This is a genomic window from Salinicoccus carnicancri Crm (genome assembly GCF_000330705.1).
Taxonomy (GTDB): Bacteria; Bacillota; Bacilli; order Staphylococcales; family Salinicoccaceae; genus Salinicoccus; species Salinicoccus carnicancri.
In genome coordinates this window covers 157557-183672 of the sequence record NZ_ANAM01000006.1, presented here as the reverse complement: position 1 = coordinate 183672, position 26116 = coordinate 157557, and the positions used below count along the sequence as shown (strand labels likewise).

Here is a 26116-nt window from a genome sequence, read left to right as displayed (position 1 = left end):
CTAGCTTTCTTCCATTTCTATGACTCTGTCGACGCCTTCAGCTCCATTTATCTCTTCGATGATGTAATCTTCGATTTCATCGTCGAGTTCGATCGTCATCAGTGCAATGTCCCCTTTTTCCTTGCGTGATACATTCATCTGGCTGACGTTTATCTCGTTGTTGCCGAGTATCGTCGTTACACGCGCAATCGTACCGAAAGTATCCTTGTGGAAAATGAGGAGCGTCGGATAGTTGCCCGATACATTGATGTCGTAATCATTGATGCTTACAAGCTCTATCTTGCCGCCGCCGATGGAGATGCCCTCCACCGTCAGCCGCTCCTGACCTCTGACAAGGTGCAGGAGTGCCGTATTCGGGTGTGACCGTTCCTCCTCCATCTCTATGAACTGGACATGCATGCCGGCTTCCCTTGCCTTCTCCTCCGCTGTGATGATACGGTCATCATCAGTGTCAAATCCGAGCAGCCCGCCGATGAGTGCGACATCGGTGCCGTGCCCCCTGTACGTATCCCTGAATGAGCCGTAAAGATATATATCCACATGATCCGGCTGTCCGCCGAACAGGCTGCGGGCTAGGAGCCCGATTCTCGCCGCCCCGGCGGTATGGGAGGATGATGGTCCAACCATCACCGGTCCGATAATGTCAAATACGCTTTTATATTTCATGGTAATCCTCCTCATTGACGTTCTTTTCAAAAAGGCCACACGGATTGTACAACCCGTGTGGCCATTATGTCTATTCTACAGATAGCAGGTAACTGTACACCGGCTGCTGACCATCGTGAACTTCAAATTCAACCTCGTCATATTCAGCTTCAATCGATTCCACAATGCGGTCCACTTCTTCACGGCTGCCCTCTTCGCCGATCAGGATCGTTACGATTTCAGAATCGTCATCAAGCATTGATTCAATCAGTGTCTTCAATGTTTTTTCCCGGGAATCATCCGCGGCTGTGATTTCGCCTTCATTGATTCCCATATGCTGATCTTTTTTAATTTTCATGCCGTCAATCTGTGTATCGCGAACCGCATATGTCACCTGTCCGGTCTTCACATATTCAAGGGATTCCTGCATGGCATCCTGGTTGTCCTGAAGCGATGCTTCGGGAGAATATGACAGAAGGCCGGCGAGACCTTCCGGGATAGATGTGGTCGGGATGACGGTCGCTGGAATATCCAGCATATCCCGTGCCTGTTCGGCAGCCATGACTATGTTTTTATTGTTGGGGAGGATGATGGCCTTTTTGACATCTTCACCTTCGATGGTCTTAAGTATGTCTTCTGTGGACGGGTTCATCGTCTGTCCGCCGGCAATGATATGTGTGGCACCGATGCTCCTGAAGAGTTTGTCGATTCCTTCTCCGGACGATACGGTGATTACAGCTGTATCGTATGACTTCTTCTCTTTCGGACCTTTTTTCTCCTGGATTGCCCGGAACTGCTCACGCATGTTTTCAATCTTCATCTTGATGAGTTCACCGTACGTCGCGCCGTATGTCATTGCCTCGCCCGGTGTTTCAGTATGCACATGGACTTTTGCGATTTCATCATCCGAGATCACGAGCAGGGAATCACCGAATTCGCTCATATCGCTGCGGAATGCATCTTCGTCGAATTCCCGTTTCCCCTCTTCAAAGCGTACCATGAATTCGGTACAGAAGCCGTATTCAATATCTTCGACCGTCATGAATTCCTCGAATTCATGTACATCCTCGACGAATGTTTCCGTATCCACTTTCGTGCTCCTCATTTCCAGCTTCTCGCCCTTGAGCGCGGCAAGGAACCCTTCATACACATAGACAAGCCCCTGGCCGCCGGAATCCACGACGCCGACTTCCTTTAAGACCGGCAGCAGGTCCGGGGTGCGTTCGAGCGAAGCCTTCGCCTCTTTGATCACGGCTTCCATCACGCTGATTACAGAACCGTCTTTACCTGCAGCACCTTCTGCAACGGCAGATGAATCCTTGGCAACCGTGAGGATCGTGCCCTCGACCGGTTTCATGACTGCCTTGTATGCTGTCCTCACGCCAGCCTCGAGCGCATCTGCGAATTCCGGGGCACCTATTTCAGCCTTGCCCTCGATCGCTTTTGAAAATCCTCTGAACAACTGTGACAGGATGACGCCGGAATTGCCCCTCGCACCCATCAGCAGCCCTTTCGAATAATATTTCCCGATTGTTCCGATGTGGGTTTCGTCCTTATCCTCGACCTCATTCGCCCCGGAAGTCATCGAAAGGTTCATATTCGTGCCTGTATCACCGTCCGGGACAGGGAAGACGTTTAATGAATCCACATATTCAGCATGCTGCCGGAGATTTTCGGCACCACTCAAAATCATATTTTTAAACATTCTGCCATCTATCTTATTCATTGCTATCGTAAATCCTCCCTGATCAATCCTCAGAATTGATGATCCTGACTCCCTGCACATAAATATTCACAGCATTGATATTCAGTCCGAGTGTCTTTTCAAGATTATATTTAACAGTGGACTGGACATTCGCTGCCACCTCGGATATTTTGATGCCGTATCCGACTATGATATACAGGTCCACATCCAGACTGCCTTCGTTATTTTCAATGATTACACCGCGTGCATAATTTTCTTTACCGAGCAGCTCTGCAAAACCGTCGCGCACCTGGTGCTTTGACGCCATTCCCACCACTCCATAGCTCTCCACTACGGCGTTGCCGGCAATGTTTGCGATTACATCGATTGCAATGTCTATACTGCCCATCTCGTTCCTTATTTCCAATGTCATATCGTTCCCCCCTGACACATCATTTAATTATAATCAAAAATATGCTGTAAATACAAGCTTAATCCGACAGTTTTCCATTTTCATATGAATATAAAATCACTTGTCAATCAAGTTCCAATCATGTATTATATTATAGTATGCTATGAATAAAGCAATCAATCATTACCTAAATCTTTATAAGAGGGAGATGACAACATGTCTAAAATCTGCTATTTCACAGGACGCAAAGCAGCTTCCGGGAACAACCGTTCACACGCTATGAACGCCAACAAGAGAAGCTTCGGTGCGAACCTTCAGAAAGTAAGAATCATGGTTGACGGTAAACCGAAAAAAGTCTGGGTTTCCGCCCGTGCACTCAAATCTGGCAAAGTACAGCGCGTATAATGCCGTACACGATCCATCCGGGGTATCCCGGGTGGATTTTTTATATCCTCATTATACCATCCGGGGTGCAAAAAAACCCCCGGATGGCGGTCCGGGGACTGATTCAGAAAATATTTATGATGTAGACCATTGCCATTGCCGTGAAGATGGAGGGAATCATATTCCCCACTCTCATTTGCGTCACGTTCAGCATATTGAGACCGATGGCCAGCAGGATGACACCGCCGGTCGCCGATACCTGAAGTATCATCTGATCGAGTATATACTCCGGGATGAGACGGGCAATCTGTGAAGCGGAAACGATGATTCCCGATTCATAGAGGAAGGCCGGCACTCCGGAAATGATCACTCCGAGACCGTAGGTCGTGGTCATGACTATGGCAATGAAGAAATCCATAATCGATTTGGTGTACAGTACTTCGTTCGATCCTCTGAGTCCTGCATCAAGCCCGCCGACGATTGCCATCGCACCGACGATGAATACGAGTGTACCCGAGACGAATCCCTGGGAAAGGTTGCCGGCATGCTTATCCCCGAGCTTGAACTCCATCCAGTGTCCGAAGCGGTTCAGCTGCTCTTCAAGACGGATCACTTCCCCTATGACCACACCGATGATCAGACTGAGGAGTGTCACGATGATATCCTCCGCCTCGACAACCATCTGAATCCCGAGTGTCATGATGACAAGCGCCTGGATCTTCATGATTGAATCTTTTATCGGTTCGGGTATGAAAGTGAATATCAGGCCCAGCAGGCCCCCAATGACAATTGCCAGACCGTTGGCAACTGCACCCATGAACATCATCCGATCACCTCTTTCATGCTAGTCTATGGATTGTATCATAAGAATGTCACTGTCTGTATACACATTCCCTTTATTATTGATAAATTCGTTGCTTATAGTGAGCGTTGTGCCGAATCCAAGCCGCTCTTCATCAAGTTCATACTTGAAGCCCTCGAGCGACAGCACGGTTTCATCATTAAATGGCAGGAAGGATATATATTCCATTCCCTCCTGACGCAATACTTCATGTGCACCCGGAGTAAGCAGGCTTACCACATTCTGCCGGTCGATGACCCTTATATCCGTGGTGCGGAGTGCTTCATGCATGAGCAGGTGGATGTTCCCCAGGGCATGATCCATCCTGCCGCCCGTCGCACCGAAAACATTGATGGTACTGTACCCCCTCCCCACGAGATCGCCCAGACAGAGGGCGAGGTCGGTATCGTCCTTTTCAGCGGGCACAGGATCTATATCCAGCTGCCTGGTGATGAACTCCCTCTCCGCTTCAGTAATCGAATCAAAGTCACCGTAACTGTACTCCGGCATGATTCCGGCCTCAAGCAGCAGCACCACACCGTGGTCCACCCCTGCCCAGGATTCTCCGGCCCTTTCTTTTAGTATTTCCTCAGTATAATCCGCTTCAGCACGTACTATTACATTCATGTGCATATCATCTATCCTTTCAGTGCAGCGACAGCCTGTTTCCAGTCCGGGGAACTGAACAGATGTGAGCCGCTGACAAGCAGTCCGGCGCCTGCCCCTGTACATATTGCGGCGGTTTCATCATTGATGCCGCCGTCCACTTCTATTTCAAAATCATATCCATGTTTTTTCCTCATTCCATCGAGCTCACTGATTTTATCCACGCAGGAAGAAATGAACTCCTGGCCGCCGAATCCCGGGTTCACTGTCATGACAAGCACATAGTCCACCTCAGGCAGAAGATACCTGATGCTGTCTGCGGAAGTGTGGGGATTGAGTACAATCCCGGCTTTCATCCCGCGGTTCTGTATCAGCTGCATGACACGGTGCGGGTGGGGGGTCGCTTCCACATGGAATGACACCATGTCCACCCCCATATCCGCAAATTCCGGAATGAACTGTCCCGGGTCCTGTGTCATAAGATGTACATCGAGCGGAATGGATGCCTCTTTTGCAATGGCCTCCACCACCGGCAGGCCGTAGGAGATATTCGGGACGAACCGGCCGTCCATTATATCGAGATGGAAGATATCGGCACCTGCCGCCTCCATATCCCTGATATTTTCACCCAAAGCTGTAAAATCCGCTGCAAGCAGCGAGGGCAGTATTTTAACCATGTTCAGTACCTCTCTTTTCTGTTTTCTATTTCCTGATGGATGGCAAGGTAGCTGCTGTAACGGCTCCGGGTGAGTTCACCGGAAGCGACGGCAGCTTTCACACCGCATTTTGGCTCATTGATGTGGGAGCATTCCCTGAATTTGCATGATGTACTGTACTCATTGAAATCAGGGAAGCAGTACTTGATATTGTATTTATCGATATCCGTGAATTCTATCGTACTGAAACCCGGGGTATCGGCTATCAGACCACCGCCGGTACGGACGAGTTCGACATGCCGTGTCGTATGCCTGCCGCGGTTCAGCGCACCTGATATCTCACCCGTGCCGAGCCCAAGATCCGGCACAAGCGTATTGAGCAGGGTCGACTTCCCCACGCCGGATTGTCCGGCCAGCACACTCAGCCTGTCCCGGAAGATCCCTTTCAGGTCTTCACCGATGTGTTCCTGATCAGTGAAATGCACGGGATAGATGTTTGCATATACCCCCCTGATCTCCTCGTGCTTTGTCGGATCGTCATCAAGGTCCTTTTTTGTAATGATGATCACAGGCTCCATATCGTGGGCTTCTGCATAGGCGAGGAAACGGTCCAGAAGATAGTAGTTGAAGTCCGGGGATTTCATGCTCATCGTCACGAGGAGCTGGTCGATGTTCGCCACCGGCGGACGGATGAGTGAATTTTTCCGCTCATGTATTTCATTTATATAGCCGCCGCTTTCATTTTCTATCTGGAACGTTACGAAATCCCCGACAAGCGGTGTCTCCTGCGTCTTTCTGAACTTCCCTCTCGCACGGGTCTCATAGACGGCACCGTCATTCTCCACATAATAAAATCCGCTCAACGCCTTGATGATTCTGCCTTTTATCATACCTCACCCCTGTTTGGACTGTTTTACTTTATTATAACAGTTTAATTCTTTATGATAAAATATGTAGTGTATTACTATATCAGGAGGCGCATTAAAATGGCAGAAACAATTGATATCAGCAAAGTCGGCGATGCAGTCAGGAACGAAGGCAATGTCCTCATAGATGTCAGGGAAACGCCGGAGCTCGAGGAAACAGGATTCATCCCCGGGGCGGTCCATTATCCAATGTCAAACTTCGAGAGTACCTTAGCAAGCCTCGATAAGGACAAGAAATACTATGTCATCTGCCGATCGGGGAAACGCAGTGAAAACGTGCAGAACTATCTGCTCGAAAACGGTTACGAGGCTGTGAACGTGCTGGGGGGCATGTCATCCTACGAAGGGCCGGTCAACCATATTTGACACTTTGAGGCATGAAAGCCGGGTTCCATATGGAACCCGGCTTTTTCATGCAAAAAAGCAGCACCTGTGCGGTACTGCCTTGATCCGTCCTATTATTTGCGGTCCACGACTTCACGGAGATTTTCAATGATGAATCCGCTTTTCACATAGCCTGGAATACTGTTAAGGTCTACGGTAAGATCCTGTTCAGGCACATCATAGGTCACACGACCGGCAAAGTATTTCATCGTCTCTTCCATGATGATGATCGTCATCCACTCTCCGGCACAACGGTGGTTCGTGTAATAGTCTCCACCGCCCTGCGGTATGAGATCAAACGGGCTGCCGTCCCAGTCCCTGAAACGCTCCGGATAGAAATCATCCGGGTTTTCAAATACGTCCTCGCGGTGCATCGTTCCATATATATCGAGAACAATCATTGTATCCTTTTCAATTGGATGCCCTTCGAACTGTATGTCCGTTTTTGCTTTGGCAGGCAGGAAAGGAACGAACGGATAGAACCTTCTTACTTCCTGGGAGAACATGTATGCATAGTCATCATCGGACTTGATCTTCTCCCGCGTAATCGGATGCTCATGCATCGCAAGGAGACCGAATGAAACAAAGCGGTTGATGGCGATGAGCGGGCGGAATGTGTTCATCAGGTCGATTGCGCAGAGCCTGGAATCCATCGGATTTCCTTTATAGTCTTCCCAGTGGGCGAATTCATACAGTGCAGTGCCCTCCGGAGGGAATATTTTGCCTTTGCGTGTTTGGATGATCTGATCTTCAAGCCAGTCCTCAACACGTTTGCGGGCATCCACAGACGCTTTATATCCTTTGAATTTTCCGCCGAGACCTTTGAAGGAGTCGATCATGACATCCATGTCAGTCGCAATCTCTTCAATCTTCTCCTCAGGTGCCTGTACGCCGGCCCATTTGGTCCCGATCTTGGTCAGCTGCACGATGGACTCACGGTAGATGTTGATCTGTTCCATCTGTTCCATCTTCTGGGTATTCATGTACCAATGGTTGCGTGTCAGTTCCCTCAGATGCTTCAGGTTGCCTTCAGTCATGAGGGACATGAACAGGGCTTTTCTGTCAATATGCTTTTTACCCGTGGTCGTGTGGATTGCCCCTTTACCGAACAATGTATTCACGACACGTTTTGGCAGTGTGCCGGAACGTTCGATCTTGTCGTTGTCATAGAACAATTCAGCAGCATCTTTACCGCTGATGACAATAATCTTTTTTCCGCCGAGTGCCCGTGTTTCAAAAATATTTTCACTTCCAAGGCGCTTCCTCTGGTTGGTCATATAGAGATAGCCCTGTTTCATAACTTTCAGAGTGTTGTCGAGACCTTTGTCTCTGCTAATTGTGCCCATAAACTCTCCTCCAAATTTCAGTTTCCATACCATTATATATAAACAGTTGACCCAATGCCAACAATTACTAATATGGAATCTCATCTTCTATTTCAGTCTCACCGTCGATTACAACTTTGTAGGAAGCCGTCTCCCCCTCTTCAATCGTCAGATCGATGCTGTACTCTCTTTCTTCAGTCATTTCAAAGGTGTCGGCGGCCGTACTGATGTCATTATCCTTGTCTTCGATGAAAATTTCAACAGTTTGCGGCTCAGGTTCTGAGTCCTCTTCTGAAGCGTTTTCTTCCTTGTCACCTTTTCCACTCTCCGAAGACTCTTCTTCCGACGGATCTTCTTCAGCTTCCTCTGCGGATGAACCCTCCTCTTTCAGATAAGGGATCGTGATGTTTTGTACATACTGCTTCTCACCGGGCTCCTGGCCGCGGGATACAACCATCTGGATGGTCGAACCTGGAAGGAAGTCGCCATAGTTCGGGCTCTGGCTGATGATATGGCCCTCCGGCACATCATCGTTGTAAAGTTCATTGGAAACTTCGACATTGAACCCCTGGGATGTCAATTGTTCATGTGCAGTCTCATACGGCTCTTCTGTATAATCGGTGACTTCGATCGGCTCGAGCCCCTGTGACACTGTGAGGATCAAGTCCTCTTCGCCGGGATGCACTTCATCTTCCGGCTCAATGGATTGTGACAGGATCGTCCCCGGTTCACTTTCATCATACTGTTCCTCTATGTTCACCGCACCAAATCCAAGCGAATTGATATCATTGCTGACATCATCATAGTTCTCCCCCGTGAAATCCTCCATCTTGTACGGCTCTTCTCCGAGGCTCATGACAAAATCCACAGCCGTCCCCTCTTCGATTTCTGTCCCGGCCCCAGGGGAAGTGCTGATGATATGTTCCCCTTCTATGGAGTCATCATATTCCTCGCTGACTTCGCCCTTGATCAGATTATTTTCATCAAGCAGCTGTTCTGCTTCCCCCATGGTGGAATCCTCAAAATCAGGCATGGCCACGGTCTGCTCGGGCCAGAAGGCTGACGCAAGCACCCCGCCGGCGGACAGGAGGAGAAGAATCGGGATCAGCCATAATAAAAACAGGCGTCTCTTCCGGGGCTTTTCTTCTCTGTCCGCTTCCTCTTCTTCCGGCGGCGCGCCGGCCTGTACCGGGGCGGCCACTGATGTAACCACCGTGTTTTCATCATCCATTTTAGCAGAAGGTGTGTACGGGGCATCATTATCCCTGTATTCACCGATTGCCTTTATGACATCATCGGCGTGTCTGTACCTGTCATACGGGTCCTTTTCGGTACATTTTAAAATGATGTTTATCAGGCCGCGGGGTACATCCCGGTACTCAAGAATATCAGGCACCGGTTCGGAAATATGCTTCAGCGCCACAGATACCGGTGTCTCACCCTCGAATGGAAGCCGTCCCGACAGCAGTTCGAAAAGGACGACCCCGAAAGAATAGATGTCGGTCCGCTCATCTGTCTGGCGCCCTTTTGCCTGTTCAGGGGAAATGTACTGTACAGAGCCCATCACCTGGTTCGTCTCCGTCATACGCGTTTCACTCAGGGCCTTGGCAATGCCGAAATCCGTGATTTTCACCCGGTGCTCTTCATCCAGCAGAATATTCTGGGGTTTGATGTCCCTGTGGATGATACCGGCCTGATGCGCGTGTCTGATGCCCCCGAGCACCATCAATGCAATCCTTACAGCCTCATCCAGCGGAATCGGGTGATTGTCGCGTATGTACTCCTTGAGCGTCGGCCCCCTCACCACTTCTGTGACCAGAAGATGGTATTCGTCTGATTCATCGACATCCAGTACACTCACTATATTCGGATGGGACAGCTGGATGGTACTTTCCACTTCACGCTGAAAGCGTGCTTTAGACTTGTTACGGTCATGATGGTCCACCTTGATCAGCTTGACGACCACTTCGCGGCCCAGTATGATATCACTCGCTAAATAGACGGAACTCATGCCGCCGCCCAGGTACTTTAAGATTTTATAGCGTTCTGATACCACTCTTCCTATCACTCTGTTTCACTCGCTTTCAGATCGGCCAGGACAAGGCTGATATTATCAGTGGAACCGTTTTTCTCCGCCCTGCGAACCATTCCCTCCGCCCTGTCGGACAGTTCTTTCCCTGATGCATATGTCAGGCTGTGTATCTCATCCGTTGCCATCTCATCCGTCAGTCCGTCGGATGCAACCATCAGATAGTCATACTGCCTGTTCCTCAGTCTGAAAACATCCGCCTGTATGAGGCGATCTGTCCCCATCGCTTTGGTGATGATGTTTTTCTTCGGATGCCTCTTTGCTTCCTCTGCTGTGATTTCGCCTGCATCCACAAGCAGGTTGACGAACGAATGGTCCTTCGTCACCTGCTCTATGGATCTCGGATTCATGACATAGGCCCTGGAATCACCGACGTTCAGCACGATGATCGTCTCATCTATGAAAGCTGCCAGGACAAGCGTCGTGCCCATTCCCCGGTACTGAGGGTTCTCCTCCTGGTAGTCGAACAGGCTGCGGTTCACTTTCATCACCAGATTGCGCAGATACTGTTCACCGGTCTGTACATCGAGCAGGTTTTCCGCTCTCCATGCTTCGCCGATTTCATCCAGCACGAATTTACTGGCCACATCACCATACTGGTGGCCGCCCATGCCGTCAGAAACCATGATCAGGAGCTGCCCGGTACCATTATGGAAAATACCGGTCACATCTTCGTTCGTACTTCTGAAGTTTCCGCAAATGCTCTTTTCAACTACTCTCAAGGTTCATTCCTCCGTCTCTTCTTTTGATTCCTTTGCCCTGAGCTGCCCGCAGGCTGCATCGATGTCGGTGCCCTGTTCGCGCCTGAGAGTTGCATTGACACCGCATGCGTTCAATGTTTCAAGAAATTCAAAAATATCATCACGGCTCGTCCGGACATAATTGCGTTCCGGTACATGGTTCACGGGAATCAGGTTGACATGGCATTTCAGATCCTTTATCAGCTCGCTCAATTCCCGCGCATGATGGGGCTGGTCGTTCACACCGCCGAACAGCCCATACTCGAATGTGACCCTGCGGCCTGTGACCTGCTGATAGTACTTCAGGGAATCCATCAGCTTATCGATATCATACGCCCTGTTTATAGGCATCAGTCTGCTGCGTATTTCATTATCTGCAGCATGCAGGCTGACTGCGAAATTGATCTGGATATCCTCCTCCGCAAAATCATATATCCTCGGCACGATGCCGCTTGTCGATACGGTGATGTGGCGCGCGCCGATGTTCAGGCCGTCGTCATGATTGACGACGCGGAGGAATTTCATCATCTGGTTGTAGTTCTCAAACGGCTCCCCGATGCCCATGATGACGATGCTGCTCACCCGCTCATCCGTTTCATCCAGGGCTTTTTGAATCTTCAGTACCTGGGAAACGATTTCGCCCGCTTCAAGGTTACGCTTCAACCCTCCAAGCGTCGAAGCGCAGAAGCTGCAGCCGATGCGGCAGCCTACCTGTGTTGTGACACAGACCGAATTGCCGTAGTCGTGACGCATCAGGACGGTCTCGATCGTATAGCCGTCCCTCAGGCGGAATAAAAACTTCATCGTACCGTCTTTGCTTTCCTGCCGCACCACGGTCTCCAGGCTGTCCATGTTGTAGTTTCGAGCAAGCTTTTCACGGAACGGTTTCGGCAGGTTCAGCATCCCGTCGAAATGGTCCGTCCGGTGGACATAGAGCCATTCAAATATCTGCTCCCCTCTGTAGTCCGCCTCTCCCCATTCCACTGCAAGCTCTTTCAGTTCATCCTTTGACAGCGAATAGATCGACGGCTGGTCGAATTCCGGCAATTTGTAGTTCCTGATCTCTTTTTTAGGTGGTCTTTCTATCATGATTACTTTTCCTTCTTCCTGAACCTGGCGATGAAGAACCCATCGGTGCCCGCTTCCTGGGGCAGAATCTGTCTGAAGTGCCCTTCAAAGCCGAGTGCGTCGATGGTAAATGGATCAAACTCCATATCTTCATTCTGCTTTTTGAAAGTGAAGGCCACATTTTCATTTTCCATCTGGTGGATGGTGCATGTGGAATAGACGAGTATCCCGCCAGGCTTTAAATAGTTTTTAACGTGATTCAGTATTTCCAGCTGCAGTTCTACAAGCGGCTCTATATCCTGTTCTGTGCGTTCATACCTGATTTCCGGTTTCCTTCTGATCACACCGAGCCCCGAACATGGTGCGTCAACGATGATGCGGTCATACAGCCGGGGATAGTCGTCGGATGAAGCATCACCACGGAATGCGCTGAAATTTGTGAGCCCGAGCCGCTTCGCCTGGGCTTTGATCAGCGGAATTTTATGCTCGTGTATATCCGACATATCAATATGCCCGTCCGGCATCTTTTCAAGTGCATGGAGCCCTTTGCCCCCCGGTGCGCTGCAGGCGTCGAGCACCGTATCGTCCGGCTCCGGTTCAAGTGCGGTGTTCACAAGCATCGAACTCAGATCCTGGATGCTGAAATTTCCTTCCTTGTACAGGGGTGACCGCAGTATATCTCCGCCGCGCACTCTGATCGCATCGGCGTGCAGAGTGCTCTCTTCTACATCGTGACCGTCAAGCTGCAATCTTTCAAGGAGTTCTGTGCGGGATATGCGCGATGTGTTCGTGCGGATGTACATTTCAGGATGGGCTTCGAGGGCATGGGCGATCTCAGACGCCCCCTCCAGGCCATGATGCACCTCCCACTGTTTCAATATCCACTGCGGGATGCTGGTTTCTATCGACAGCCTTGAAATATCTTTCTTTACACTGTTGATGTCACGGAGGGGATTGCGTTCGAAATTCCTGAGTATGCCGTTTATGACATTGGCATGACCCGGCCCGCCGATCGATTTGGCGATATCCGCCGCTTCATTGATCACAGCGTAGTTCGGCACGCGTTCCAGCCATATTATCTGGTAGACGGAGAGGTACAGCAGGCTTTTCTGCCAGCGCCTGATCTTCTTTCTGATGTAGGGTTTTATATAGAATTCAATTGTCAGTCGCTTTGAAATTGTACCATAGACGATCTCGGTCAATAACCCCCTGTCTGAAGGGTCCAGCGAATTTTCTCCAATGATGTCATTGAGGACGATGTTGCTGTAGCCGCCCTCTTCAGTAATACGTGTATATGCTTTTAGTGCAAGTTCTCTCACATTCATCTAATCCACCTGCCCCATGACTGTGCCGGTCAGATCCTGTCTTCCTGCTGCAAAATGATGCGCAGGCGACTTCTTCTTGCCGGAGAGCTGGACTTCCGTCACTTCCACAGCCCGGCCATCACCGCACGCAACTGTAAACCCCCGCTCTGTAATGCCGGTGATGGTGCCTGGCATTTCAGATGTACTGCCTGCCGGTTTGAGTGCACCGTAGATTTTAAGACGCTTACCATCAAGCATCGTGTATGCACCGGGCCATGGTGACAGGCCCCGTATGTGGTTGAACACGGCCCGCGCATCCCGCGTCCAGTCAAGCCGTTCATCTTCCTTTTGGATGTTCGGACTGACAGTCACTTCCGCCGGGTCCTGGGGCGCCCGGTCATTCGTCCCGTCCAATATGGACGGCAGTGTCTCAAGCAGCAGTTTTGCACCGATTGTGCTCAGACGGTCATGGAGCGTGCCCGTATTGTCATCATCTGTGATCTGTACGGCACTTTGGCTGATGACATCACCCGAGTCCAGTCCTTCGGCCATATACATGATGGATACACCGCTCTCCCGGTCTCCTTCGAGTATCGCACGATGGATGGGGGCGCCGCCCCTGTGGCGCGGAAGCAGTGAGGCATGGACATTCACGGCGCCGAGCCGCGGGATGTCAAGCAGTTCTTTGGGAAGTATCTGGCCATATGCTGCAGTAATGATGAGGTCCGGATTCATTTCCCTTATCTTGTCAACCGCTCCAAAATCCTTGATCCGCTCTGGTTGGAAAAGGGGGATGCCCATGCCTTCCGCTGCAGCCGCAACCGGCGGCGGTGTCAATATGCGCTTTCGCCCCACGGGCTTGTCCGGTTGGCTGATGACCATGGAGACTCCATGATTCTCGTGCAGTGCCCTGAGCACCGGCACGGAGAAATCGGGTGTACCCATGAAAATGATGGTTTCGTTCATAAATGGTGCCTCCTACATAATTACAAGCGGATTGACATCTATTTTCAGGGAGACGCCTTCCTTCTTGTATTTTTCGTGATATTCCTCATCCAATGCGGTGAGGATGTCAAGCAGTGCCGGCTCCCGCTTGTACTTCAGCAGTATCTGGAAACGGTGCTGGCGGTTTATGCGCTCTATCGGGCTCGGTGAGGGACCGACAATGATTGACTGTCCACTCATCGCCCCGGCAAGTGTTTTGTGTATATGACTTGTGGCATCCAGGCACTTCCTCACCTCTTCACTGGAAACCGTGAACAATACATGGAAATAGAACGGCGAATACCGTGCCATGCGCCGGAATGCCATTTCCTTTTCATAGAAACTGCGGTAGTCATTGTGACGGGCAAGCTCTATCGCATAGTGCGATGGATTATAAGTCTGGAAGATGACCTCACCGCTCAGCTCGTGCCGCCCCGCACGCCCTGATACCTGGGTCAGAAGCTGGAATGTCTTTTCATTCGCCCGGAAATCCGGAAGATTGAGCATCGTATCCGCATTCAGCACACCGACAAGCGTCACTTTCGGATAGTCCAGGCCTTTGGCAATCATCTGTGTCCCGAGCAAGATTGGTATCTCCTCTTTTTCAAACTGGTCCAGCAGCTTCTCGTGCATGCCTTTGCGGCGCGTGGTGTCATTGTCCATCCTGACGACATCGGTGTCGAACATATCGCGCAATATCTCCTCCACTTTCTCGGTGCCCGTGCCCCGGAACGTCACATCAGTGCCCGAACAGTTGTCACACTGTCTGCTGACGGCTGACTCATAGCCACAGTAATGGCACAGAAGCGAACTGTTGGACTTGTGATATGTGAGTGATATGTCGCAGTTCGGGCACATTGGCACATGCCCGCAGTTCTGGCATATCTGGAAATTCGAATAGCCCCTCCGGTTCAAAAGCAGGACCGTCTGCTCCCGTTTTTCAATCCGGTCCTGTATCGCGTCATGGAGCTGTTTGGATATGATCGAAGTGTTTCCCGTGCGGTGCTCTTCCGACATGTCGACGACCCGGACTTCGGGCAGCACTTTCGCCCCTGCCCTTTCGGTGAGCTCAAGGCGTCTGTATACGCCTTTTTCACTTCTTGCATATGTTTCGAGGCTCGGTGTCGCTGTACCGAGGATAAGCGGACACCTGTGGCGCCGGCTTCTGAATTTCGCAACCTCTGCCGCATGATACATCGGCCGGTCACCCTGTTTGTATGTTGTTTCGTGCTCTTCATCGATGATGATGACCCCGACATCCTCAAACGGTGCAAACACACTGCTCCGTGCACCGACGGACACTCTTGCACGGCCTTCTTTGATCTTGCGCCATTCATCATATTTCTCACCGGCGGACAGGCCGGAGTGGAGCACCGCCACATCATCTCCGAAGCGCATCTTGAAGCGGTTCACCATCTGCGGTGTCAGTGCGATTTCAGGCACAAGCATGATCGCCGACTGCCCCCCTTCCAGCACTTTTTGGATGACCTGAAGGTAGACTTCCGTCTTGCCGCTGCCCGTGATGCCATGGAGCAGGAAGGTGTCTGCAGTCTCCGTGTCCATGGATGCGGTGATTTCATCATAGGCATGCTGCTGTTCCTCGTTCATGACCTTCGGCCGGTCATACTCAAAGATCCGGCCGGAGTACGGGTCGCGTTCGACTTCGACGTCCACTTTATCGATGAGTCCCTTTTTGTATAGCGCGTTCACCATGGCATTCGAATAGCCCTCTGCGCTGAGGTCTCTGATTAGCACGGGTTCGGATGACATATCGATGCGCTCAAGCAGTTCAGCCTGCTTTTTAGCCCGGCCCAGGTTCGGTTCCGGCACTTTCAGCGAATAAACACCAAGCGCCGTCTTTTTGCGGGTATGCTGGGTCATCACCGTTTCCTCAGCGAGTGCACCGGATTTCAGGTAAGGACGCAGGATATTCAGCTGTTCTGCTGTGAGACGGCGCGTTTCCGCTTCTTTTGAAAAACCAAGCGATGACAGCGCCTGTGCCGCTTCCCTGTCATCAGCAGTGGGACGGATGATCTTTTTGTAATTTGCCTTCAGCGCGGCGGGAAGGATGGTCTCAATGACACTGATATACTGGTCGACGTAGTATTCCGCAAGATATTTCGCAATCACGATCATCTCTTCGGTCAGAACCGGCTCGATATCCAATGTCCTTGCAACCGGCTTTATCCTGGACGGATCGAAATCCGCGGTATCCTTCATGTTCATCACATAGCCCTGTATCGTCCGGCGGCCGAACGGCACGAGGACCCTGTGCCCGACTTTGACGATGCCCTGCATGCCCTCCGGTATCCGGTAATCGAAAACCTGGTTGACGCTTTTACTCGGTACATCAACTATTACTGAAGCAAACATCAACCCCGCCACCTCTTGACGACCGTACCGATGATCTCTGCACCGAGCGCCTGCTTGTCCATCTTCGGATAAGGCTGTTCAAAACCGTCTCTGAACAGCATGATGACCTCGTTATCATCACTGTTCATCCCTATCTCTTTGTTCGATACATCATTCATGACGATGCAGTCTGCATTTTTCTTTTCCAGTTTGGCTGAGGCGTACTTGCGCACATTGTCAGTCTCCGCGGCAAATCCCACAACGAACATATCCCCTTTATGATCCCCTGCATACTGGAGAATGTCCTCTGTCTTTTTCAGTTCAATGGACAGTTCATCATCATCTTCTGATTTCTTCATTTTGGAACTCTGTACGTCCCTTGGTGTGAAATCACTGACGGCCGCGGTGAAAATGCCGAGATCCGAATCCATATGGCTTTTGACCGCCTCGAACATATCCGCAGTCGACTCCACATCGATCACTGTCACACCGGGCGGCGCGGGCAGGTTGACCGGGCCTGAGACGAGTACGACATCCGCGCCGCGCGCAGAGGCCGCTTCAGCGATCGCATATCCCATCTTGCCGCTGGAATGGTTGGTCAGATAACGGATCGGGTCGATGGCCTCCCGGGTCGGGCCTGCTGTGATGAGCACTTTTTTGCCCTCAAGCGTCTTCTCAACCGTCAGCATATCCTCTATATAGGCTTTTATTTCAGGGACGTTTGCCATCCTGCCTTTTGCATTATAGCCGCAGGCAAGGAAACCCGATTCCGCATCGATGAAATGATAGCCCTCTCCCATAAGCAGTTCTATATTGCGGCGGACGGCCGGCTGGTTGTACATATGCACGTTCATGGCGGGGGCCATGATGACGGGTTTCGTGTTTGCAGCAAGTACATTGAGCAGCATATTGTCATAAATCCCGTTTGCCAGCTTGCCGATCGTATTTGCAGTGACCGGAACAACAGCGATTGCATCCGCCCACTCCCCAATTTTTATATGGGAGATGACAGAAGGATCTTCCTCTTTGAATGTATTCGTATAAACATGATTGCGCCCGATTGCCTGGAAGGCAAGAGGCGTTACGAATTCAAGTGCATTATCCGTGAGCACGACACGGACTGCATGTCCGGACTGTATCAGTTTACTCGTAAGATCGATTGCTTTATAGGCAGCGATGCCGCCTGTCACACCTATTACAATATTTGCCATGTCCTCACCTCTTTAAAAAAAGCTGACAATGAATTGTCAGCTAGCGTTGTTCTGTCACTTTGTTTTCTGCGATTTCCTCTAAAGCCCGACTTACAGTCTTGAGTGTCTTATACTCATCCAAAATCAGATCTTCGGGTTCATCCTGCAGGTGTCGTGCGCGTTTGGCAGCCATGGTCACGACGAGATATTTGGAATCGACATTCTTTTTCAGTTCATGGATTGATGGGTAAAGCATTAATTATTAACCTCCAGCAGCATTCTTAATTTAGATTCTACACGTGCACGCCTCATATGGGATGCTTCCACGATGCATTGGACACGCTGGCGGGCAGCATCGACATCGTCGTTCACCACAACATAATCATACAGGTTCATGAGTTTCAGCTCACGTTTGGCCTCATCTATCCGGTGTCTGATGATATCCGGTGAATCCGTACCGCGGTTGACGAGCCGTTCCTCCAACTGTGTAAGATTCGGGGGCGCAAGGAAGATGAACAGAGCGTCCGGGAATTTTTCCCTGACCTGTTTGGCACCTTCGACTTCAATTTCCAGGAATACATCATGTCCATCCGCCATTGTCTGTTCCACATATTCTACAGGAGTCCCGTAGTAGTTGCCGACATATTCGGCATACTCGATAAACTTGTCCTGGTCAATGAGCAATTCGAACTCTTCCCTTGTCTTAAAGAAATAGTCGATGCCATCCACTTCCCCTTCACGCATCTGTCTTGTTGTCATTGAGATCGAGTACTTGAAATCCGTATCCGGGTGATCGAAAATCGCCTTTCTCACAGTACCTTTGCCGACACCGGACGGTCCGGAAAGAACAATTAGAAGTCCTTTTTCTGAAGTCATAACACGTAACCTTTCTATTTGTGATTATCTCTTAATGTATCATATCCAAGCCTGAAATTCATCATAAAATCACTGCATCGACCAAACTCACCCATTTCATGTTAAAATACAGGATAGCAAATCACAGGAGGAACAGCCAATGGCATTTGACGGCAACTTTGTCCATGCACTCACCGACGAACTTTCAATATTGGAAAAAGGCAAGATCAATAAGATCCAGCAGATGGATGATACATCCCTTATACTCAAAATCCGCTCGCAGCGGGCAAATCATAATCTCCTGATCAGTGCACACCCGATGTATGCACGTTTCCATCTGACGCATCAGAAGTATGAATTCCCGTTCGACCCGCCGATGTTCCTGCGCGTCGCGAGAAAACATATCGAAGGCGGCATCATCAAAAGCATCCGGCAGATCGGCAACGACCGGCGGGTGGAATTCCATATCCAGTCCCGCAATGAGATCGGGGATGACGTCGGGCGCATACTCATCCTCGAGATCATGGGCAGGCACTCGAACATCATCATCACCGATGAACAATATAATATATTGGAAGGCATCAAGCACCTGACACCAAACAACAATGCCCGCACGATCATGCCGGGGTTCGCATACAAGGCACCCCCGACGGCGGAAAAGCTCAATCCGAGGACGGAGGAAATAGAAAAGCTGCCTTCCCGTATTGATTTCAACAGCGGCAAGGTGAGCAGGCAGATCCTTGCCGCCGTTGAGGGATTCAGTCCGTTGTTCGTCCGGGAAATCGAGTACAACGCCGGGCACTTCAACATACGGAATATCGTGCCGGCAGTCAGGGAGACACTCGCCAAGGCCGGGGAAATCCGCCCCTCCCTTTATGAGGGGGGCGGCAGCGAGACATTTTATCATACACCCCTTGGGCATCTCGGGGAACCCTCTGAAACTTTCGGTACGCTGTCTGAGCTCGCGGACCATTACTATCACAACCGCTACCAGACTGCACTGATCAAGCAGAAGGCGAATGATTACCTGAATGTCATCAGCCGGGAATATGAGCGCACGGAGCGGAAGATAGAAAAACTGAAGGGAGACCTGGGGGAAGCGGCTGAGAAAGATGTACATCAGAAATACGGGGAACTGCTCACCGCCTACATGCATCAGGTGCAGCCACACCAGGATTCCGTTACGGTTCTCGACTATTACACAGGCGGAGAAGCCACCATACCACTCGACCCGGATATTTCACCGAGTGACAATGCCCAGAAATACTACAGCAGGTACAACAAGCTGAAAAAGCGTGAAAGCGAGGCGGCAAAGCAGCTCGACCAGGCGCGTATGGATATGGAGTACTTCTCGAACCTGCTCCATCAGATGGAAGAGATCACAACAGAAGAGGAGGTCGGTGAAATCCGTGACGAACTGTATGAACAGGGAATCATCAAGGCGAGAAAGAACAGAGGGAAGAAAAAGAAGAACCGTCATATCCAGCTGCACCAGTTCCGGACAACCAATGGTCTGGACGTGCTGGTGGGCAAGAACAACAAGCAGAACGATTATCTGACATCGAGGAAAGCACAGAACAACCACCTGTGGTTCCATACAAAAGACATTCCCGGCTCACATGTCGTCCTTACCCATCCACCTGGTCAGATCGAAGAGCAGGACATACTGGAGGCCGCCATGCTTGCCTCCTACTTCTCAAAGGCGAAGGAATCCGAATCCGTACCCGTCGATTTCACAGAAATCAGGCATGTACACAAGATCAGCGGGGCCAAACCCGGATTTGTCACATATACAGACCAGCAGACTGTGTTCGTGACCCCCGAGAAGAAAAAAGTCGACAGCATGGCAGTGAAATGAACTCCATCATGGATATACGGGCCGATTACGGTCCGTATTTTTTAATTTTTGGCAGGGTACCCCTTTGGCGAAGGCAATCCCTCTCAATGAGGAGGCACCGCTTCATTTATCATACAATTCCACATAGTGCTGTGCGGAAGCCGCCCAACTGTAGTCGGAAGCCGCCATGTTCCTGCACAGTGCATCCATATGTTCCGGCATCCTGTACAATCTCAGGCTGTACTCGAGCCTGTCCAGCAATTCATGCGCATTGTAATTGGCAAATGACAGGCCGTTCCCTGTATGGTCATATTCATCATACGGTATGACTGTGTCCTTCAGCCCCCCGGTCTCCCTTACGATCGGCGCACTCAAATAGCGGATCGCAATCAGCTGGCCGAGACCGCATGGTTCAAAAAGGCTCGGCATGATGAAGAAGTCACCCGAGGCATAGATTCTCCTGGCGAATGGTTCACTGAAACCGACTTTAACGTGGACTTTCCCGGGGAAACGCGCTTCAAGTGACCTGAAATACTCTTCATATTCAGTATCACCGGAGCCGAGGACCACAAGCTGGACGTCTGATTCAAGAAATCCATGCATGATGTGTCTGATGAGGTCCAGCCCTTTTTGGGCAACAAGCCGGGTGACGATGCCATACATCGGTATGCGTTCATCCACTTTGAATCCAAGCGCTCCCTGCATGGCTGTCTTATTCTCCAGTTTGCCGGCGCGTGAAGAGCTGAAGTGCGAGCTGATGGCAGGATCCGAGAGCGGATCATAGCCCTTTGTGTCCAGACCGTTGAGGATGCCGTACAGATCGCCGCGCCTGTCGGCAAGCACCGTTTCCAGCCCTTCTCCGAAAAAGGGGGTAAGAATTTCATCCACATATGTTTGCGAAACCGTCGTTATAATATCCGCATGATAGATTGCCGCCTTCATCATGTTCATCATCCCGCGCCATTCAAATCCTGCAAAATGTTCCATGCCGAGATCGAGCATTTCCCCGAATCCTGAATGTTCGAACCATCCCTGATATTTTATGTTATGGATCGTATAGACCGTCTTCATCCCAGGATGCGGCCGTTTGATGCTGCCGATCGCTACAGCGGCACCGGTCTGCCAGTCATGGCAGTGCAGCACGTCGAAATGTTCTTCTGTGCGGTACATGAACTCTATGATTGCACTGGAGAAAAAGATGAATCGCTCGCCGTCATCGACATAGCCGTACAGACCGTCACGGTTGAAATAGTATTCATTGTCGACAAAATAGTAGTCGACACCCCGGTCATTAAGCTTCAGTATTCGCGTATACTGGTTGCGCCAGCCTACCGGGGTGCTGAAGACAATGACTTCCTCCATATCAGGACGGTAACCGGACTCTATGATCTCCTTGTAGAGCGGCAGTATGACAGAAACTCCCATCCCCTGTTCTGCCAGTGCCTGGGGCAGACTGCCGGCGACATCCGCCAGCCCCCCGGACTTTATAAACGGAGTGCATTCACTCGCTGCAAAAAGCACATGTTTCATGTAACTGCCGCCTCCTTCTTTTAAATCGTGGACCGCTTCGCAACGATGTACGGTTTATCTTCTGAACCAATGAGTCTGCGGTCTTCTGTAATAGTCACGCCTTTATCCAATATTACATTTTCCAGGTATGCCCCCCGGCCGATCGAACAATTCGCAAATACCACTGAGTTTTTGACGGTTGCCCCTTCTCCAATCGCCGCATTTCTGGAAATGACCGAGGATTCCACCTTGCCTTCAATCACTACACCGTTGGCGACAATTGAAGATTTTACATCACTGCCCTTCTTGTACAACGCCGGCGGGTTTGTACTGATCTTCGTTTTTACAAGGTTTTCGCCATGGAAGAAATCCTGGTACCTCTCCTTGACGAGCAGCGACATGCTGTTTTTGAAATATGCCTGGACATTATGGAAATAATAGGTCGACCCTTCAATGTCAAAATAGCCGGTACGGAAGCGGTCCAGCTGCTCACGGATGCCGTTGTGGAACAGATTCGTTTTGTAGTTGTCGATGCAGTAGCGCACTATGTCGAGCAGTACCTGCTTTTTGATTATGAAAATACCCGTATAGATATGATTGTGATCACTGCTATTGTTGAAACCGGTAAGACTGTCTCCCTCCGTCAGGATTTTCAGGGCCGGTGCGCCGGGGATGTCTTCCTGCGGCCGCCTCTCTGCGATGAAGGTGATATCATTATCCTGCTCTTTATGATACCGGATTGCCCCCCTGCAATTGGTGTTCGTAATGAACTGCGAGCCCGTAACCATGACGTGGTCGCCTTTGAAACGGTCGAACAGGTCCCAGTGGTTATGGAAGTGCCTCAGGTCCCCTTCTGAAATGTCCGAAGGATCGTTCCAATCCGGGGGCAGGATGAATATCCTCGAGTTCCTGCCCTCGAAACCGAAGTCCTCCTTGCGGCTCAGATGATCGAGCAGCGATCTGAATTTATTGCCGGCGAATACACCGACAGTCTTTATGCCGGAGTGAGACATGTTTGTCAATGCGAAATCAATCAGTCGATATCTTCCCATGAACGGCACAGAGCCTCCGCTTCTGAAATATGTCAGCTCATCCAGGTCATCCTGTTCCGCTTGCAGATTCACCAGTCCAAGGACATCTCTATTCATTTTTTCCGCCCCCCTTATGCAGATAGTCTCCCAAAGTGCCTTCACTCAATACAACGGGGTCATCACCAGCCGCCCGCACCACGGTCCCCGCCGGCACCCTGAGTCCGGTGGTCACAATGACCCGCTCCAGTATGACATTATTGCCAATCACGGCATCAGGCAGTATGATGGAAGATTTCACTTCCGTGCCCCCGCATGTCCTGACGCCTGTGAACAGGACTGAATCTTCGATTCTGCCCTCTATGAAGGAACCGGAGGAAATCAGCGAATTGGTGACTTCAGCAGTCTCTCCTATATATTCCGGCGGCCTGTTCTCTTCATTCGGATAAGTCGCCCATGAATTGGACCTGAGCAGCGTCTGGAAATCCTCCTTGAGGAGATCCATGTTCGCTTCCCAGTAACTGGTAACAGTTCCGACATCCTTCCAGTAGCCGACGAATCTGTAGGCGAATAAACGCCTCTCATCCAAAAGCATTTTCGGTATGATATTCTTGCCGAAATCGTGATCGCTCAATTCATCCTTTTCATCCTCGAGAAGATATGACCTTATAATATCCCATCTGAAAATATAGATCCCCATGGAAGCAAGATTGTTTTTCGGATTTTCGGGCTTCTCATCAAATTCATAGATGCTGAAGTCTTCATTGGTATTCAGAATGCCAAAACGGTCCGCTTCCTCCATCGGAACTTCAATGACCGAAATTGTCGCATCCGCTCCCCTGGACCTGTGGAAGTCAAGCATTTTCGTATAATCCATCTGATATACATGATCACCGCTCAGTATCAGCAGCTCATCCGGTTCGAACTGTTCGACATACTTCAAATTTTTGACGATGGCATCCGCTGTCCCGGAAAACCATGAACCTCCCCCCTTATCAGAGAAGGGTGCAAGTACACTGACACCACCGGTCTGCCTCTCCAGTCCCCACGGCTTGCCGATACCGATGTGTTTATTGAGCATGAGCGGGGAGTACTGCACCACCACTCCGACCGTCGAAATACCCGAGTTGGCCAGGTTGCTCATCGTAAAGTCGATGATCCTGTACTTGCCGCCGAACGGGACTGCCGGTTTTGCAAGGTCTTTTGTCAATTCCCCAAGCCTTGTTCCCTTTCCTCCGGCCAAAAGCATGGCTACAACTTTGGACGTCATATTAAAAACCTCCATCTGGATTATTTTCTATTTCGAATACTTGGAACGCCAGAGGTGCCACCGTAACCTTTATATGCTGATTTTCCCTGATATGGTGTTCATCGAAGCTGAAATGCCGGCCGGGATTCGTTACACCGGAACCGGAAAATTCCGTACTGTCACTGTTGAATACTTCCCTGTACGTGCCCGGTGACGGTACTGGAATTTTAAAATCATGGTAAGCAACCGGCCTGTAATTCAGTATGCAGACTTTGAATTCCGCACCCGACCGTCTCACGTAGCTGAAGACAGAATGTACTTTGTCATCGACAACGAGCCACCTGAACCCGTCCGGATCATAATCTGCCCTGTAGAATTCGGGATTAGCCCTGTAGAGCCCGTTCAGTGACTGCACATATCTTTTCAGTGTCCGGTGATAGGGATAGTCCAGCAGATGCCAATCGACCTGCTCTTTGTCCTTCCATTCATGATACATTCCGATTTCCTGTCCCATGAATAAAAGCTGCTTGCCCGGCTCCGACACCTGGCTGCCGTACAGGAGACGTGCCTGGGCAAACTGCTGCCACTGGTCCCCGTACATCTTCCCCACAATGGATTTTTTTCCATGGACCACCTCATCATGTGACAATGGCAGTACATAGTTTTCATGGTACTTATAGGCAAGAGAGAACGTCATACGGTTGTGGAAATAATCCCTGTCGCTGAAATCCTTGTCCATATAGGAGAGCCTGTCATGCATCCAGCCCAGGTCCCATTTGAAGTTGAATCCCAGACCTCCGGCATCCACAGGCGAGGTTACCATTGGTGTATCCGAAGAGTCCTCCGCCATCATGAGCAGTGATTCATCGTAAGCGAAGACCGCCGTATTGAGCTTTTTCAGGAAACTCACACCTTCTCTGTTAACCTCTGTACCGTCACTGTTGTAGATTTTCTCGTGCGGTTCATGATTTTCAAAGTTCAGGTCGATCATGCTGTGCACAGCATCTATACGGAGACCGTCCACGTGGAATTCCCTGAACCAGAACATCGCAGCCGAGATGAGGAATGACTGGATTTCCGGGCGGCCGTAGTCGAATGTCAGCGTCCCCCACTGTCTTTTATCCGCAATGCGCGGATCCGGATGTTCGTAGGTTGGTGTGCCGTCAAACAGACGCAGGCCATGGTCATCCCTGCAAAAATGGGCGGGGACGTAATCCATGATCACTCCTATCTCCGCCCGGTGCAGTTCATTGATCAGGAATTTCAGCCCTTCAGGGTCACCGTAGCGGCTTGTTGCAGAGAAGTAACCCGTCACCTGGTATCCCCATGACAGGTCAAAAGGGTATTCTGTAAGCGGCAGAAACTCCACGTGGGTGTATCCCATCTCCCTGAGATAAGGAATCAGCTCCTCTGCCGTTTCCCTGTAGGAATAATGGGCAAGGTCGGTCAGTTCATCATCTGTAAGTCCTTCTGTTTCGGTGACCTCATGCTTCATCCACGTTCCCATATGCATTTCATATATGCTTATCGGAGACCGGTAGACATTCGAGCCGCTGCGCCGGTTGAGCCAGGCATCATCTGTAAATTCGAATTCATCCGCATGGATGATGCTTGCGGTAGCCGGCCGAATTTCATGATAGAAGCCGTAAGGGTCTGACTTGAGATGGGAAGTTCCGTCAAAGTGGATCCTGTATTTGTAAGTGTCACCGATGGACAATTCCCCGCTCCTGAATATCCACAGGCCGTTATCTCCCAGCCGTTCAAAGTCCATGCCCCTGCCGGTGTAGTCATTCACATCACACGCGAGCTGCACATGATCCGCTTTCGGCGCCCATGTGATGAATCGTATTTTCCCTTCCGGCTCAGGATGGGCGCCCATAAATTCATAGGCATGGTAATGATTCCCCTGATGGAAAAGATATTTGTCGAGATCAAAGTCATCTATGCTCAAAAAAATCCCCCCTTTCGGTTATACTGTAGTTATACCCTTATTCGTAAGTATACTACTGTTCAGAAAGAAAAAACCTGTATTAATATAATTCTATCAA

24 protein-coding genes are annotated in these 26116 nt (G+C 50.4%); 3 read left to right on the top strand and 21 right to left on the bottom strand.

What is annotated here, in order from left to right; genetic code table 11:
• From sdaAB to C792_RS0105745, 3 genes are all read right to left on the bottom strand, one after another.
• Positions 1 to 666 (bottom strand): L-serine ammonia-lyase, iron-sulfur-dependent subunit beta, encoded by a 666-nt coding sequence (gene sdaAB, locus C792_RS0105755; protein ID WP_017548502.1) that lies wholly within the window; start codon positions 664 to 666, stop codon positions 1 to 3.
• Positions 667 to 736: 70 nt separating this feature from the next.
• Complete coding sequence (locus C792_RS0105750; RefSeq protein ID WP_017548501.1) at positions 737 to 2371, bottom strand: DAK2 domain-containing protein; 1635 nt, start codon at positions 2369 to 2371, stop codon at positions 737 to 739.
• Between the two features lie 22 nt (positions 2372 to 2393).
• Positions 2394 to 2762, bottom strand: coding sequence for an Asp23/Gls24 family envelope stress response protein (locus C792_RS0105745; RefSeq protein WP_017548500.1), 369 nt, complete (start codon positions 2760 to 2762; stop codon positions 2394 to 2396).
• A 195-nt stretch (positions 2763 to 2957) separates the two neighbouring features.
• Here C792_RS0105745 and rpmB point away from each other — a divergent pair, with 195 nt between their 5' ends.
• Entirely contained in the window at positions 2958 to 3146 is a 189-nt protein-coding gene (gene rpmB / locus C792_RS0105740) for a 50S ribosomal protein L28 (RefSeq protein WP_017548499.1), read from the top strand.
• A 103-nt stretch (positions 3147 to 3249) separates the two neighbouring features.
• Here rpmB and C792_RS0105735 read toward each other — a convergent pair whose 3' ends face one another.
• From C792_RS0105735 to rsgA, 4 genes are read right to left on the bottom strand one after another with little or no spacing between them, the layout of a single operon-like run.
• Positions 3250 to 3951, bottom strand: coding sequence for a DUF554 domain-containing protein (locus tag C792_RS0105735; RefSeq protein ID WP_017548498.1), 702 nt, complete (start codon positions 3949 to 3951; stop codon positions 3250 to 3252).
• Positions 3952 to 3969: 18 nt separating this feature from the next.
• Entirely contained in the window at positions 3970 to 4593 is a 624-nt protein-coding gene (locus C792_RS0105730; protein ID WP_245537519.1) for a thiamine diphosphokinase, read from the bottom strand.
• Positions 4594 to 4604: 11 nt separating this feature from the next.
• Entirely contained in the window at positions 4605 to 5249 is a 645-nt protein-coding gene (gene rpe, locus C792_RS0105725; protein WP_017548496.1) for a ribulose-phosphate 3-epimerase, read from the bottom strand.
• A 2-nt stretch (positions 5250 to 5251) separates the two neighbouring features.
• Positions 5252 to 6118, bottom strand: coding sequence for a ribosome small subunit-dependent GTPase A (gene rsgA, locus C792_RS0105720; protein ID WP_017548495.1), 867 nt, complete (start codon positions 6116 to 6118; stop codon positions 5252 to 5254).
• 96 nt (positions 6119 to 6214) lie between these two features.
• Here rsgA and C792_RS0105715 point away from each other — a divergent pair, with 96 nt between their 5' ends.
• Positions 6215 to 6520 (top strand): rhodanese-like domain-containing protein, encoded by a 306-nt coding sequence (locus C792_RS0105715; RefSeq protein WP_017548494.1) that lies wholly within the window; start codon positions 6215 to 6217, stop codon positions 6518 to 6520.
• A gap of 92 nt (positions 6521 to 6612) precedes the next feature.
• Here the strand turns inward: C792_RS0105715 and C792_RS0105710 are convergent, their stop codons facing one another.
• From C792_RS0105710 to gmk, 10 genes are all read right to left on the bottom strand, one after another.
• A complete protein-coding gene (locus C792_RS0105710) occupies positions 6613 to 7884 on the bottom strand; it encodes a cytochrome P450 (RefSeq protein ID WP_017548493.1) in 1272 nt (423 codons plus the stop codon).
• A 67-nt stretch (positions 7885 to 7951) separates the two neighbouring features.
• A complete protein-coding gene (gene pknB / locus C792_RS0105705) occupies positions 7952 to 9931 on the bottom strand; it encodes a Stk1 family PASTA domain-containing Ser/Thr kinase (protein ID WP_026090249.1) in 1980 nt (659 codons plus the stop codon).
• A complete protein-coding gene (locus C792_RS0105700) occupies positions 9928 to 10674 on the bottom strand; it encodes a Stp1/IreP family PP2C-type Ser/Thr phosphatase (RefSeq protein WP_017548491.1) in 747 nt (248 codons plus the stop codon). The genes pknB and C792_RS0105700 overlap by 4 nt, the downstream gene beginning before the upstream one ends.
• 3 nt (positions 10675 to 10677) lie before the next feature.
• Positions 10678 to 11781 carry a dual-specificity RNA methyltransferase RlmN gene (gene rlmN / locus C792_RS0105695; protein ID WP_017548490.1) on the bottom strand — a complete coding sequence of 368 codons (1104 nt, stop codon included), beginning with the start codon at positions 11779 to 11781 and terminating at the stop codon, positions 10678 to 10680.
• 2 nt (positions 11782 to 11783) lie between these two features.
• Positions 11784 to 13085: a 16S rRNA (cytosine(967)-C(5))-methyltransferase RsmB gene (gene rsmB / locus C792_RS0105690; protein ID WP_017548489.1), complete on the bottom strand. Its 1302-nt coding sequence runs from the start codon at positions 13083 to 13085 to the stop codon at positions 11784 to 11786.
• A complete protein-coding gene (gene fmt, locus C792_RS0105685; RefSeq protein ID WP_017548488.1) occupies positions 13086 to 14030 on the bottom strand; it encodes a methionyl-tRNA formyltransferase in 945 nt (314 codons plus the stop codon). It abuts the gene before it with no gap.
• Positions 14031 to 14042: 12 nt separating this feature from the next.
• Positions 14043 to 16421 (bottom strand): primosomal protein N', encoded by a 2379-nt coding sequence (priA, locus tag C792_RS0105680; protein ID WP_017548487.1) that lies wholly within the window; start codon positions 16419 to 16421, stop codon positions 14043 to 14045.
• On the bottom strand, positions 16421 to 17611 hold the full coding sequence (gene coaBC / locus C792_RS0105675) for a bifunctional phosphopantothenoylcysteine decarboxylase/phosphopantothenate--cysteine ligase CoaBC (RefSeq protein WP_017548486.1): 1191 nt from the start codon (positions 17609 to 17611) through the stop codon (positions 16421 to 16423). The genes priA and coaBC overlap by 1 nt, the downstream gene beginning before the upstream one ends.
• 40 nt (positions 17612 to 17651) lie before the next feature.
• The gene (gene rpoZ, locus C792_RS0105670) at positions 17652 to 17846 is read right to left on the bottom strand and encodes a DNA-directed RNA polymerase subunit omega (RefSeq protein ID WP_017548485.1); all 195 of its coding nucleotides are present in this window, start codon (positions 17844 to 17846) and stop codon (positions 17652 to 17654) included.
• On the bottom strand, positions 17846 to 18466 hold the full coding sequence (gene gmk, locus C792_RS0105665; protein ID WP_017548484.1) for a guanylate kinase: 621 nt from the start codon (positions 18464 to 18466) through the stop codon (positions 17846 to 17848). Before gmk ends, rpoZ begins: the two co-directional genes overlap by 1 nt.
• Positions 18467 to 18605: 139 nt before the next feature.
• Here gmk and C792_RS0105660 point away from each other — a divergent pair, with 139 nt between their 5' ends.
• Entirely contained in the window at positions 18606 to 20303 is a 1698-nt protein-coding gene (locus tag C792_RS0105660) for an Rqc2 family fibronectin-binding protein (RefSeq protein ID WP_017548483.1), read from the top strand.
• Between the two features lie 102 nt (positions 20304 to 20405).
• Here the strand turns inward: C792_RS0105660 and C792_RS0105655 are convergent, their stop codons facing one another.
• From C792_RS0105655 to glgB, 4 genes are read right to left on the bottom strand one after another with little or no spacing between them, the layout of a single operon-like run.
• Positions 20406 to 21812, bottom strand: a complete 1407-nt coding sequence (locus tag C792_RS0105655; RefSeq protein ID WP_017548482.1) for a glycogen synthase — start codon at positions 21810 to 21812, stop codon at positions 20406 to 20408.
• Between the two features lie 20 nt (positions 21813 to 21832).
• On the bottom strand, positions 21833 to 22939 hold the full coding sequence (glgD, locus tag C792_RS0105650; RefSeq protein WP_017548481.1) for a glucose-1-phosphate adenylyltransferase subunit GlgD: 1107 nt from the start codon (positions 22937 to 22939) through the stop codon (positions 21833 to 21835).
• Positions 22932 to 24089 carry a glucose-1-phosphate adenylyltransferase gene (locus C792_RS0105645; protein WP_017548480.1) on the bottom strand — a complete coding sequence of 386 codons (1158 nt, stop codon included), beginning with the start codon at positions 24087 to 24089 and terminating at the stop codon, positions 22932 to 22934. The genes glgD and C792_RS0105645 overlap by 8 nt, the downstream gene beginning before the upstream one ends.
• A 1-nt stretch (position 24090) precedes the next feature.
• The gene (gene glgB / locus C792_RS0105640; protein ID WP_017548479.1) at positions 24091 to 26019 is read right to left on the bottom strand and encodes a 1,4-alpha-glucan branching protein GlgB; all 1929 of its coding nucleotides are present in this window, start codon (positions 26017 to 26019) and stop codon (positions 24091 to 24093) included.
• Positions 26020 to 26116: the final 97 nt, after the last annotated feature.